Source organism: Paenibacillus sp. FSL L8-0435 (assembly GCF_037965655.1).
Classification (GTDB): Bacteria; Bacillota; Bacilli; order Paenibacillales; family Paenibacillaceae; genus Paenibacillus.
Window position 1 is genome coordinate 6,350,918 of the sequence record NZ_CP150185.1, and the last position, 12,960, is coordinate 6,363,877.

The 12,960-nt window shown below is 46.3% G+C and carries 10 protein-coding genes; all 10 read right to left on the bottom strand.

From position 1 onward, the window contains the following. Position 1: 1 nt before the first annotated feature. Positions 2-427 carry a flagellar assembly protein FliW gene (locus NST33_RS28190; protein WP_221821799.1) on the bottom strand — a complete coding sequence of 142 codons (426 nt, stop codon included), beginning with the start codon at positions 425-427 and terminating at the stop codon, positions 2-4. 102 nt (positions 428-529) lie between these two features. Then, a complete protein-coding gene (locus NST33_RS28195; protein ID WP_221821800.1) occupies positions 530-1,099 on the bottom strand; it encodes a DUF6470 family protein in 570 nt (189 codons plus the stop codon). A gap of 16 nt (positions 1,100-1,115) precedes the next feature. After that, positions 1,116-2,036, bottom strand: coding sequence for a flagellar hook-associated protein FlgL (flgL, locus tag NST33_RS28200; protein WP_221821801.1), 921 nt, complete (start codon positions 2,034-2,036; stop codon positions 1,116-1,118). A gap of 24 nt (positions 2,037-2,060) precedes the next feature. Continuing rightward, the gene (gene flgK, locus NST33_RS28205) at positions 2,061-3,617 is read right to left on the bottom strand and encodes a flagellar hook-associated protein FlgK (protein WP_221821802.1); all 1,557 of its coding nucleotides are present in this window, start codon (positions 3,615-3,617) and stop codon (positions 2,061-2,063) included. A gap of 19 nt (positions 3,618-3,636) precedes the next feature. Further along, positions 3,637-4,140, bottom strand: a complete 504-nt coding sequence (locus NST33_RS28210) for a flagellar protein FlgN (RefSeq protein WP_221821803.1) — start codon at positions 4,138-4,140, stop codon at positions 3,637-3,639. Positions 4,141-4,151: 11 nt separating this feature from the next. Beyond that, positions 4,152-4,436 (bottom strand): flagellar biosynthesis anti-sigma factor FlgM, encoded by a 285-nt coding sequence (gene flgM, locus NST33_RS28215; protein ID WP_047840678.1) that lies wholly within the window; start codon positions 4,434-4,436, stop codon positions 4,152-4,154. Positions 4,437-4,614: 178 nt separating this feature from the next. Then, entirely contained in the window at positions 4,615-5,019 is a 405-nt protein-coding gene (locus NST33_RS28220) for a TIGR03826 family flagellar region protein (protein ID WP_047840679.1), read from the bottom strand. A gap of 149 nt (positions 5,020-5,168) precedes the next feature. Next, positions 5,169-10,103: a hypothetical protein gene (locus NST33_RS28225; protein WP_339305880.1), complete on the bottom strand. Its 4,935-nt coding sequence runs from the start codon at positions 10,101-10,103 to the stop codon at positions 5,169-5,171. A 374-nt stretch (positions 10,104-10,477) separates the two neighbouring features. Next, positions 10,478-11,374, bottom strand: a complete 897-nt coding sequence (locus tag NST33_RS28230; RefSeq protein WP_221821805.1) for a ComF family protein — start codon at positions 11,372-11,374, stop codon at positions 10,478-10,480. Positions 11,375-11,439: 65 nt separating this feature from the next. Continuing rightward, positions 11,440-12,693: a helicase-related protein gene (locus NST33_RS28235; protein WP_313771465.1), complete on the bottom strand. Its 1,254-nt coding sequence runs from the start codon at positions 12,691-12,693 to the stop codon at positions 11,440-11,442. Positions 12,694-12,960 lie beyond the last annotated feature (267 nt).

A 12,960-nucleotide genomic window follows, 5' to 3' on the forward strand; every position in this document is an offset into this window, starting at 1 on the left:
GTTAATCTCCACCTTTCACCGATTGCAGGTTATTTGACCAGATCCGATGTCTGGTTTCATATCCGGATTGGTGAAGCACGACTTGTTTGCCTTTTAGAGTAACAGGATTCATTACAAGCGGTGCCAACAAATTCATAGTTGATTTTACTGTTTCCGACTGAATAGTCACAATCGCATATACAGCTACCTTTTCTTCAAGCTTCAGCTCATCTTTGTCCTCATTACTCAACTCAAAACTATAGTCTTTCTTGAACTCAAACGGACTAACGATTACAAACGAAATTTCTGATTCATTTATAGATTGAAGATAGCTAAAAGGAGTTCCTTCCCATGGAATTAATGCAAAGTCAGTTTCCCGCTCAAATCCAGGCAATCCCTTTTCAAAATGATATACATCCTCTAGAGGTACATCAATTTCACCTAACATACTGGTTCTAATTAAAATAACAAACGCCCCCTTGGCAACAGTTTTGTACAAAAAAAGCTATAGCGGATGCCGAACATAACCGTCTACAGCCTATTATAGCCTTTATAGTCCTATATCTATAGCAGGTGGAGTGAACTGTATAGAAGCATACTGTTTAACGTAAATATCCAACTTACCACGTTGATATTCAATCTCTGGCTTGTTCACAATTACATTCATCTCGGATTCCGCTGCTTCGAAGCGAATGTCTGGTGCTTGCGTAAACACTCGTACATCCACATTATCAGAGGAAGCTGCCGTGCGTGTCTCCGGAAACGGCTTGGCTTGCCAATTCGTTCCTACAATATTTGCAATGGTATTGCCTGGTTTGTGGATGGCTGCCATATCATTCCCCTGTTGCACACGCTCAGCCATATTCTGCATGAATAATTGCTGAATACCCGAATATATTCGGGCATTCATATCGATCATATTCCCACCATGATAGGCAGAAAAAGCCTTGGATTGATCCACGTTCAACTCTATTGCATGGCTTTGCACCGTTAATTTACCAGGCTTGGTATGGAGCTGGACCTCTGCCTTCGGCTGGCGAATCGACTGCTGACCAATGTCTGCATCGATATACAGTACCGTTGGTGTCGTCTGAATCTGCACAATTGGAAGAGTACTCACCAGATAATCTCCCCTTTTATCTCAGAAAATCAACCAATGACTGGGATATAATTTTAGCACCAGCGGAAAGTGAAGCATTGTATATATTTTCTTGAATCTTAGACTTAATGGATAATTCAGCGTAATCTGCATCTTCAACCTTTGCTTGTAAATCCGTTAAGTTCACTTCAAGATCACTTAATCTACCTTGCATGAGTTCGACGCGATTGGTTTTCGCCCCAATCTCTGCACGGATCGCTAGCATTTTGTTTGTTCGAGTATCAATGTTCGCAAGCTGATTAGACACTTCCTTTTGATCCCCACTGGCCAGAGCCTGACTAATCGTATTAAAAATTACAAATAGATTATCAGCTTCCGTAGAATCACCAAATACTTCATTACCGGTTACGTTAATTGGTAATTGGATACTCTCACCCACGATAAAATTAATTTTACCGGAATCAGTAACGACGGAAGCAGCATTTGTTGTATCAAACGAACCGTCAGCACTGGTAGGAAAGTCATAAGGTTTCACATCGTAGGTTTCACCATTGAATACATACTTCCCGTTCAACGTACTGTTTGAAATATCAACAAGTTGCGCTTTTAATTGTTTGACCTCTTCGTTGATGCTATCTAGTGCAGATTGCGGGTTAGTCCCCGTAGCTGCCTGCACCGTCAGTTCTCTCAATCGTTGAACTACACTACCTGCTTGATCCATAACGGTATCATTAAAATCCAACCATGATACCGCGCTATCCACATTTTTTTGATACTGTTCATTGGAAGACAGTTCTGCACGATAGCGAAGGGAGTACGTAATCCCTACCGGATCGTCAGAAGGTTTGTTAATCTTCCGTCCCGTTGCCAGTTGTGTTTGTGTAGTATTCATCTGTTGAGCATTCCGGTTCAGGTTAAGAATCAATTGCGAGCTCAACATATTATTTGTAATTCTCATCGTCTGTTATGTCACTCCTTTCTATTATCTGCCTACTACGCCGGTAGAGTTAATTAATTTATCGAGCAATTGATCATATGTGGTCATAAAACGTGCAGAAGCACTGTAAGCATGCTGGAATTTGATCATGTTGGCCATCTCTTCATCCAACGATACACCACTAACAGACTGACGTCTGGTGTCTACTTGCTCTACCAAGAACTCTGAGTTTGAGGTTTGACGTGCCGCCTCCTGAGATTGAACACCCAACTGTCCAACGATCGCACTAAACTGAGCACCAATCGTTGCATTCCGCAAACCATCAATGGATTTCATCGGAGTATCCTTCAAGTTAGCTAGTAGATTAGCCAGTGTATTGTTACCTTTAATCACCGATTCTGCTCCTGAAGAATCCGTAGTGGTTCGGAGCGAAGTTGCAATCTTATTCGGATCAGCCAAAATTTCAGCATTCAATGAAATATTACCAGCTGTAATGGCTCCCGCCCCACCCGCTGCTGTAAAGAATGGTAATCCACCTGTATTGGTTCCATCCATACTGTATCCAAGCTGATGCAAACCATTTAGGCCTTTGACTGTAACTTTCAGGTCTGTTGCTAGTGTCCGCGCTGCACCTGTGTATGTAACACCATCCAAGACAGTATTATCCGGCAAGACAGAGCCCCCAGGAAGAGTGATTTCAATATCCCCATTGGCAAGTGTATTAGCTAAGTCATCCATTTGCTTCTGATAATCAGTCACCAAAGTGTCTCTAGACTTAATCATGCCGTGGACCTCACCGTTGGTGAGCGTGCCAGCTGTATACGCAGCATTCAGAAAAGCAGGGTCTACCGCAACTTGTACCGCCCCGCCTGTGACGAGTGCCTGTCCATTCATCTGAACTTGGTATCCTTGCGGAGTATCCGTAACGGTAACATTCATGATTCTGGACAACTTGTCCGTCATCAGGTCACGTTGGTCACGCAAATCGTTGGCATTGTCGCCAAGAGACTCGACTTTTACAATGGCACTATTAAGGTTCGCTATGTTACCGAGGTAGCCCTGAATTTCATTGCTTTTCACAGCAATGTTACTATCAAGATCCTCGCTAAGTGCATCCAGTTGACGGCTAATCTGATTCATCGCATCGGTCAGAGCCAACGTCGTTTCTTTTACGATCCGCCGTGCTGTGACATCCTCAGGATTTTTACTCAGATCTGACCATGATTTGTAGAAATTATCCATAACGGTTCGAAAACCAGTGTTTGATGGTTCATTTACAATAGCTTCAAGTTTCTCAAGAGTATCTCGTTGAATGGACCAACTCCCGAAGTTGGTATTTTCATTGCGATACTGGTCATCCAGAAATTTCTCACGCACACGTGTAATGGAGTCAAATTCTACCCCTGTACCGAGCTGTCCTGGTGTTGTACTATGCAGAAATGCGAACGGCTCCATTGGAATAGATGCCTGCATGTTTACCTTTTGGCGTGAGTAGCCTTCCGTGTTGGCATTGGCTATGTTATGGCCTGTTGTGCTAAGAGCTGTCGTCTGTGTGAACAAACTGCGTTTAGCCGTTTCGATTGAATGAAATGTAGATGTCACCTGGTTTCCCCCTAATTAATCAGGCACGCGTGTCAAACAGACCGATTCGCCCTGGATTACCGTTCTTATCAGCAGGATGCTGATATGTGGCATCCTGTTCTGGTCGAGAAGCAAAGATGTCCATAGATAAGTCAATAAACATCAGCGATTGCTCGATCAACTTTTGATTCAGTTGATTAATTTCTTTTAATTCATGCAGTGTTCCCGCCAGCTTTTTCTGGACTTCAAGCAATCGCAGTTTGTCAGCCGGATCAAAAATCAGCTTTGAGATCTCAGTAATGTTCAGGTTCAGCATAGATTTGATTCCACGCTCCTGTAGCAGTTCGTGTACTGCACTCTGCCGTTCGATCTCCAATGGCTCCTGTTGTTTCATGAAACGAGATTCTTTGTTGAGGAGGGCAATGAGTTCATCTACATCATTTTTGACAATAACCTGTCTCTTGACCTCACTGAGTGCCAGCATATCGCGGTGACTTTGTTCCATTTGCTGCAAAACTACAATCAATCTGTCCAGTGCTGCCATTACGTGATCACCTATTCCTTATCAAAAGACTTAAAATACGGCAGCAGCTTGTCAGCAAGCTTGCTACTATCTACCTGATATGTTCCCGAACTCACCTGTTCTTTGAGTTCCTGTATCCGTTGTATGCGTCCTGCATCCTGTGTACGACTTTGTTCCTCAAGCATCTTCATCGCCTCCGGAGAAATGGATACCTCGTCCTTACGGCGGCTCTTCTTGGCATCAGCCTGCTGATTGGATTCAACGTTCCTTTGATATGAATTGATGGCGCCAATTCTACTCGGTTCATTGATTTTCATTTAAAATGCACTTCCTTCCATGATTAGGAATTTATGTTGATATACGTTTTTCTTACTTCAATCTTTATGTTGTCAAAATGATTAGGATAATAAAAAAAACCGATAATCTTTAATAAGTTTATCGGTACGTTTCAAAACATTTGTTATAGCAAAACATGTATTTGAGCCCTCGCTCCTATTAATCGCGTAGTTTGTCGACAGCATTGTAGGTTCGTCCGCCTAAATTGTTGTTATCCTTCTGACCTACTTCACGAGCTGCTCCTGCCAAGTCTTTCGTTAAACGATTACGACAGGAGTCGCACATATGACCTTCACGAATCAATGTTCCGCATACTTCACAAGGATACATCATATTCGGGGCATTCTCGATGGAAATTCGTCCCTCACGGATGAACTTGGTAATGTTTTTAATTGAAACTTCTGTTGCATCAGATAGTTCCTGTATGTTGGTACCCTTGTTTTCGCGCAAATAATCTACACAGATCTGATATTCCTTCTCTATTTCCTTAATACAGTTTGAACATACATCTCGAAAATTCAACGCATATAATTTACCACAGCGAGGACAGTTACCTAGATTCATCGCTAAAACGCCCCTCTCAAACTTCCATTTCCGAATAGATAATAACTATACATTACCTTATTTTCTCTGATGAAGCCATAGTCTATTTGCAAAACAAAAGAGGGGAACAGGATGCACATATACGCAATCCTGCTCCCCATTATATATCACTAATTCAATGTTCTAATACTTAGTACAGATGACCATGCACTTGTGTTCTGATCGTTGAATGCCCGAATACGATATTTATGCGAACTGGACGGTAACAGATCAGAATGAATAAATGTTGCATCACTGACAGTCGCCACAATTTGCCCATCGGCTTCAATTTCGTAAGACGAAGCACCTATAGCCGCGTCCCATGTCAGAATAACGTTTGTTCTGTCCGAAGTTCCCTTCAGCACAGGTGTAGTTAATTGAGTCATTCCCGCTATAATTTCACTCCAAGCTCCTGCACCAGAAACATTTTTAGCACGAATCCGGAAAGTATGCTCCGTATTTGGTGCAAGTCCACTCTTCGTATAAGCAACTCCACTCACGGCAACCACCGTACCATCAATCTCCAGATCATACCCGGTAGCTCCGGTAACAGCACCCCATCTCAGCGCGATAGCCGCTGTTGTTGCTGAGTTAATACTTAAACCTGAGACACTGGCAGGTAACGTAGTTTGGGACAATATTGCTGTCCATGCACTAACATTAGTGTCGGTCAGGGCACGAATACGATATTTATGAATCGTTCCACCAAGTACCCCATTATGGACATACAAGAGATCACTTACTGTAGCAATCACTATGCCATCTGCCTCAATCTCATATTTTGTTGCACCAACAACTTCATTCCATGTCAGCGTAACTGCGGTTTCTTCAGGTACAGCTTTCAGCGTTGTTGGTACATTTAATTGGGTCGAGGCGGTTACAATTTCACTCCAGCTACCGACGCCGGCAGTATTTTTGGCACGAATACGGAATGTATGATCTGTATTGGCCAGAAGTGCTGCTTTGGTATAAGCCAAAGCGGTTACAGCGACTATTTTACCGTCAATTTCCAGATCATATCCTGTTGCTCCCGTAACTCCATTCCACTTCATAGCAATGGCTACTGTTGTTGCAGAATTCATACTCAATCCGGTCACAATGCCCGGGAAAGTGTTTTGAGTCAAGACCGTAGACCAAGCGCTACTGTTCTTATCCGTTAATGCACGCACACGATAGGTGTGCGATATTCCTGCAAGCAAATTACTATGAACATATGAGGGATCGGTTACTGTAGAAACAATTGTTCCATCTGCCTCAATTTCATATTTAGTTGCATCTTTAATATCAAGCCAATTCAAAGTAATAGCTGTTTCCTCTGATGTTGCTTTCAGAGCAGGTGTGTTTAACTGGGTTGTAACATCTGTTACATCTCCCCAAGCTCCAGCCCCAGCAGTATTTTTGGAACGAATACGGAATGTATGATCCGTATTCGCGATAAGTCCCGTTTTGGTGTAAACCACTCCACTAACAGGTACCACCGTACCATCAATTTCAAGGTCATATCCCGTCGCTCCTGAGACTGCGTTCCACTTCAGAGCAACAGCTGTGTTCGTTACACTTGTTACCGTTAGCCCGGTCACAGAACCAGGCAACGTATTTTGTGTCAAGACCGCAGTCCAAGCTCCAACATTGGTTTCGGTCAGAGCGCGTACGCGGTATTTATGTGCTGTTCCAGCTATCAGATTATTGTGAGTATAAGTAGGCACCTTAACAGTACCCACTAAGACTCCGTCCGCTTCAATCTCATATTTGGTTGCATCTTTAACTTCAGGCCATGTCAAGGTGACCGCTTGTTCCTCAGAAGAAGCCTTTAGCACAGGTGTGTTAAGTAAAGTTGTGCCATCTACAATCTCACTCCATATACTTGCACCTGCTGTATTTTTAGAACGAATACGGAACGTGTGATCCGTATTTGTCACAAGCCCACTCTTCGTATAAGCTACTCCCGTTACCGGTACAACTGTACCATCGATCTCAAGATCGTATCCTGTTGCTCCCGTTACTGCCGTCCATTTTAAGGCAATGGCTACGTTCGTAGTTGAACTAACAGTTAATCCTGTCACTGAAGCAGGTATAGTGCTCTGTGTCAGGATTGCTGTCCACGCACTTGTATTGGTATCCGTTAACGCACGAATACGATATTTATGGGCTGTTCCTGAAAGCAGTGTTGTATGAGTAAAGCTAGGTTCCCCTACTGTTGCTACTACTGCTCCATCGACTTCAATCTCATACTTCGTTGCGTCTGCTACCTCAGCCCACGTGAGGTTGATTGCAGTTTCTTCCGATGATGCTTTTAGTAAAGGTGTGTTTAGGAGCGTCGTTCCATTGATGAGTTCACTCCACGCTCCTACACCAGCTGCATTTTTCGAGCGAACACGGAAGGTATGGTCTGTGTTGGCTGCCAGAGCGCTCTTCGTATAGGCTACTCCCGTTACTGGGACAACCGTTCCATCAATCTCCAGATCATATCCCGTTGCTCCCGTCACAGCTGTCCATTTCAAGGCAATGGCTACATTCGTAGCCGAGCTAACAGTTAAGCCTGTCACGGAAGCAGGGATGGTGCTTTGCGTCAGGATTGCTGTCCATGCACTCGTATTGGTCTCCGTCAACGCTCGAATACGATACTTGTGCGCCGTTCCTGGTAGCAATGCTACATGGCTGTAGTTAGGTTCTTCTACTTTTGCCACTACTGCTCCGTCTGCCTCAATCTCATACTTGGTTGCGTCTGTTACATCAGCCCACGTGAGGTTGACTGCGGTTTCTTCTGATGATGCTTTTAATACCGGTGTATTTAGAAGTGTGGTTCCACTAATTAAATCGCTCCATGCCCCTACACCAGCGGCATTTTTCGAGCGAACACGGAAAGTATGATCTGTGTTGGCTGCTAGAGCGCTCTTCGTATAGGCTACTCCCGTTACCGGGACAACGCTACCGTCGATCTCCAGATCATATCCTGTCGCTCCTATAACTGCTGTCCACTTCAAGGCAATGGTTGCATTCGTAGCCGTGCTAACTGTTAATCCGGTAACTGAAGCAGGGATGGTGCTTTGTGTCAGGATTGCTGTCCATGCACTCGTATTGGTCTCCGTCAACGCTCGAATACGATACTTGTGCGCCGTTCCTGGTAACAATGATGTGTGACTGTAGCTAGGCTCTTCTACTGTTGCAACCACTGCTCCGTCTGCCTCAATCTCATACTTGGTTGCGTCTGCTACATCAGCCCATGTCAGATTGATTGCAGTTTCTTCTGATGTTGCTTTCAAGACAGGTGTGTTCAACTGCGTTATTCCGCTGATCAGATCACTCCATGCCCCTGCACCAGCGGCATTCTTTGAGCGAATACGGAAGGTATGATCTGTATTTGCTGCGAGACCATTCTTCGTGTAGGTTACTCCTGTTACAGGGACAACTGTTCCATCGATCTCGAGATCATAACCTGTGGCTCCGGTTACTGCTGTCCATTTCACAGTTACAGCTGCATTGGTCGCTGCACTGACCACCAATCCATTAACGGAATCAGGCAACGTATTCTGTGATTTCACTGCCGACCATGCGCTAATGTTATTGTCACTTATAGCTCGTACACGATACTTATGGGCCGTTCCAGGTTTGAGCCCTGTGTGCATATAGATTGAATCTGATATATCTCCAACGACAACGCCATCCGTCTCAACTTCATATGACGTTGCACCATCAACTGGTGACCAGATGAGAACAACTTCTTCTTGTGAAGGGTTGGACTGAATAACGGGTGTACTCATCTGGGTGATTCCTGTAGTTACATCACTCCAGCTTCCTGCACCACCAGCATTTTTAGGTCTGATTCTAAAGGTATACTCTGTATTGGCTGTAAGTCCAGTTTTACTATATGTGGTGCCGGTTACAGCAACATTAGTGCCATCAATCTCCAAATCATATCCGGTAGCACCCTTTACTGCAGTCCAAGTTACGGTTAGTTTATTAAATGTAGCATCAGTAACCTTCAACCCGTCGGCACGGTCAGGTACTGTTAACTGACTCACCAATTTACTCCACGTGCTCTCATTATTAGATGAGAAAGCTTTTAGCACATAAGTATGCGTTGAATTCGCTTCTAGGCCTTCATGCACATATGAGGTGAAGTTCCCGAGTTCAATTGGCGTCCCCCCATCAATCTGTAGCTGGTACCGATCTGCAAATTCAACCGCCTTCCACTGTACCGTATTCTTGCTTTCTTCTGAGGTTACGGTCAGAACGGGTTTCTCAAGCAAGGTTGTGATTGCAACCGGCTCACTCCACTCACTAGCCCCTAGTTGGTTAACTCCACGTACTCTATAGGTATATGTAGTATTGGGTATAAGTGATGAACTTGTATAATTAATTCCGTAAAAAGGCCCTTTGACTACGCCATTCTCTTCAATCTCATATTGGACAGCTTGTGGAGCAGAAGACCAATTGAGATTAATAGCTACATCATTGGCATCAGTCATTAAATTAGTTGGAACAGCTGGAACCGTAGTAATAGGCTGTGTTGGCCCCGGCTCTTTTACAAAACTGAATGATTCCGCTTTCCGTATGTAATACGGATTCAGGTTAGATACAAAATCGACTACCGCTCCTGTATCTGCGTTAATTACGAGACTTAGCTGTGTTGCCTCGTAGCTTTGCACATATCTTGGCGTAGTCATTCCAAACTCATCAACGGTGGAATTTTTCCATACTCCAACATTGGTTCCGGATTGTCTGTATTCCATAGTCGTGTAATACTCCCATACCTCAGCAAAGTCGACGATAAAGGCATTGGTAACTTTGCCGGTATACGTAGATGTGTAGGAGCCAAATGAAATCTTGGTTATGTCTCCAACTGCCCCATTGATCGATTGACTTCTCCTAAAAGAATATCCTGATGTTGAAATCTCGTATGATCTCGCCCAACTCAGATTAACTGATTTTTGATTCACCTGTAATTGGCCGTTGTTGTTGGTCAACACATATTGGTAATCATTACTTGATGAGACTATCCCGCTTCCTACTGCTGCATGTGCCCGGTTCCCCCCGTACACGCCAAACTGTCCGAATACCAGCATGAATACTAGTAGACGGACAGTCCATAAGTAAAATCCATTTTTTCTTTTTCCTGCGACCACTTTTGTTCTCCCCTTCAACAGATATGTTGTGCCACTCCCTATGCTGTCACCTGTGGTGAACGGCAAAACTATCTATTCTGCGCGAGAAAACCAATTCCTCTTTTTTACATGTAAAAAATTTCTTATTACGCTTTCATTATAATTTCATCAAACAACTATATTTCAATCGGTAAAAATGGAATGGAGACACGCATTAACGTACCAATGATTAATAAAGGACATACTCTCCTGTCTGCTATTAATATGAATGTTTAGATTCCCCACCTAGAGTGGCTAAGAATACTGGACCGTCATTTATTATTTAGATTCAGCTTCTAGGATCTTGCCAGTGTCAGTGTGTAAATCTCGACGGGAATCTCCATTCTGAAGCCAGCATTTAGAATACCCCGCCCACAAGCGTCCAACGTGCTCCCTGTTGTGTATATATCATCAATCAGCAGTATCTGTATGGGTTTGGCATGTGACATGCCCTTTTGTGTTGGCAGATGAGATCCCCTGTATAGCTCTTCAATTAGATGCATACCATCCGGGTTGATGGAAAAAGCGTTCTTCATCGTTTCAATACGCTCACCGCGTGATTTGAAGCTTTGTTTGGTGGTGTTGATCTGGCGCTGCAACAGATCCACGATGGGTAGGCGGCAGGCGGTGGCGAGCCCAGCAGCCAGCCGCTCCGCCTGATTGAAGCCACGCTCGGCCAGGCGCTCGCCGCTCACCGGGACATAGGTGACCACGTCAGGCCGCCATTGTGGCTTCGTTTGTTGAGCATGTGTGGCGGGATGAGCCACGGGGGCTGGGGGTTCTTTTGCCAAAGCAGAATTCTGCTCCTCACTCATCGCTTGAAAGGCATGAATCAACAAAGCGGTTAAGAGCGGTGCGTAGCGTTCATGGCCTCTGAATTTGTACATGCCTATCCATTCTTTCATAAGAGTGTTGTATTGTACGGCGCTGCGATTGGAGATAAAAGAACGGTTTTGCATGTGTGGACGAGCACAGTCCGGGCATCCGACATCCCGACCACAACGCAGACAGCGGATAGAACGAATCCATGGAATCTGCTTCACACAACGTAGGCATATGCCTGGATAGATAGAAGACAGAATCGCTCGAGTCCCACATGTCAGACAAGTCGCTCCCGGCGGGGCGAGCAGGTGGTGGAGACGTTGGGTCAGGTGTTGCGCCTGATCGGATATGTTACTGAGCCAATTGAACATAGGGGGCATACCTCCAGTCTCGGGAATGTATTGTGACATGTGGATACGAACATGGCAGATGGCAATTAGGTTTGGGATGGTGGATGCAGGTAACCTTTGCGACGAGCGATGGTGTTCATTTTTCGAATCTGGGCAACGGCCTTCACCTGTGAACGTGTCCGACGAGATGATGCAAAAACTACTCTACCTGCCGGGTCATCCATGGAACGCCCAGCTCTGCCTGCCATCTGAACCAGTGATGCTTCATCAAAGAGACCATTGTCTGCATCCAATATAAAAACATCGCTGCGTGGAATGGTCACGCCACGCTCCAGAATTGTTGTCGTTACGAGCAAACGAATTGTGCGCTCACGAAAGGCTATAACTTTACTAGCGCGATCGGGGTCCTGAGATGAGGTTCCTTCGATATGGATTCCGGGAAAAGTACGACGCATCAGATTCACAAACGCCTCAATCTGGGCAATGCGTGTTACAAAGACAAATACCTGAGCGTCACGCTTCAATGAAATTTGGATGTTAGTCCTCAAGGCAGAAGGAAAATTTCGTTTCTTAATACACTCAGCAACGGTAACCATTTTGATCAATCTTGGCACGGGCAAAGGATGACGGTGGAAACGTACTGGAACTTTGGCATGATTGAGTTTCCCCCGTGCTGCTTCCCTCTGCAGCCGAGCAGGCGGTGTGGCAGATAGATAGACAAAATTCCCGTCCGTTTTACAGGAGGATGCCGCCGCGTGAGCGAGCATGGGATCGTTGTGATAGGGAAAAGCATCCAGTTCGTCGATAATGACGAGATCGAACCCTTGATAAAAACGCATCAATTGATGTGTGGTCGCAAGCGTGAGCTGAGCGTCTTTCCAGCGTTCGTCACTGCCTCCGTAAAGGGTAGCGAGTGAGGTGTCCGGAAAAGCTTTGGCCAGACGCGGAGCCAGTTCCAGCACCACGTCTCTGCGCGGCGTAGCGACCAAAGCTCGTCCCCCACGATCCAATGTATGTTGGAGCAATGGAAAAATCATTTCGGTCTTGCCGGCCCCGGTCACGGCCCACAGCAAGAACCGCCCCGGCCCATCCCCTGCGGGTGGCCGGGCCAAAAACGCAAGCGCCGCGGCAGCTGCCGCGCTCTGCGCTGCGCTAAGCCCCCACCGGGCGATCCCGCCGCCGGTGGGGGCCAAGGCCATGCCACGCGGTGCTTCGCCGCGTCGTGGCACGGCCCCTTGCGCTGCACTGCGTAGCAGCAGCGCACAGGCACGGCTGCGCCCCAGCGCGAGGCAAGCCTCGCAGTAGGCGCACGCCGCCAGGCCGCAGGCAGCGCAGGGCACGCGCTGCCTGGCTTCGCTGCCACAACGGTGGCAGCGGGGCGCGCTCCGCGCGCGTCCAAGCCACGCGTGCCGGCGGCGCGTGGCAGGCCCTTCGAGGGCGGCTGTGATACTCAGCCGCCCGTGCAAGCGCGCGAGCTGCGCAGCCGCGCGCCACTCCTTTGGCGGCTGGGCGGTATCCGCCAGCAACGCCTCTGCCTCGGCCGCCAGTAATTGGCGGCCGCTGATCCGCTCAGCCAGCAGGGCCGCGTCCCGCTCCAGCTGAGCCCA

Excerpts from the sequence above, each read along its gene's own strand:
- NST33_RS28230 (WP_221821805.1), bottom strand. The coding sequence starts at position 11,374 with ATGTTCAATTGGCTCAGTAACATATCCGATCAGGCGCAACACCTGACC.
- flgL (WP_221821801.1), bottom strand. The coding sequence starts at position 2,036 with ATGAGAATTACAAATAATATGTTGAGCTCGCAATTGATTCTTAACCTG.
- NST33_RS28220 (WP_047840679.1), bottom strand. The coding sequence starts at position 5,019 with ATGAATCTAGGTAACTGTCCTCGCTGTGGTAAATTATATGCGTTGAAT.
- NST33_RS28190 (WP_221821799.1), bottom strand. The coding sequence starts at position 427 with ATGTTAGGTGAAATTGATGTACCTCTAGAGGATGTATATCATTTTGAA.
- flgM (WP_047840678.1), bottom strand. The coding sequence starts at position 4,436 with ATGAAAATCAATGAACCGAGTAGAATTGGCGCCATCAATTCATATCAA.
- NST33_RS28225 (WP_339305880.1), bottom strand. The coding sequence starts at position 10,103 with ATGCTGGTATTCGGACAGTTTGGCGTGTACGGGGGGAACCGGGCACAT.
- NST33_RS28210 (WP_221821803.1), bottom strand. The coding sequence starts at position 4,140 with ATGGCAGCACTGGACAGATTGATTGTAGTTTTGCAGCAAATGGAACAA.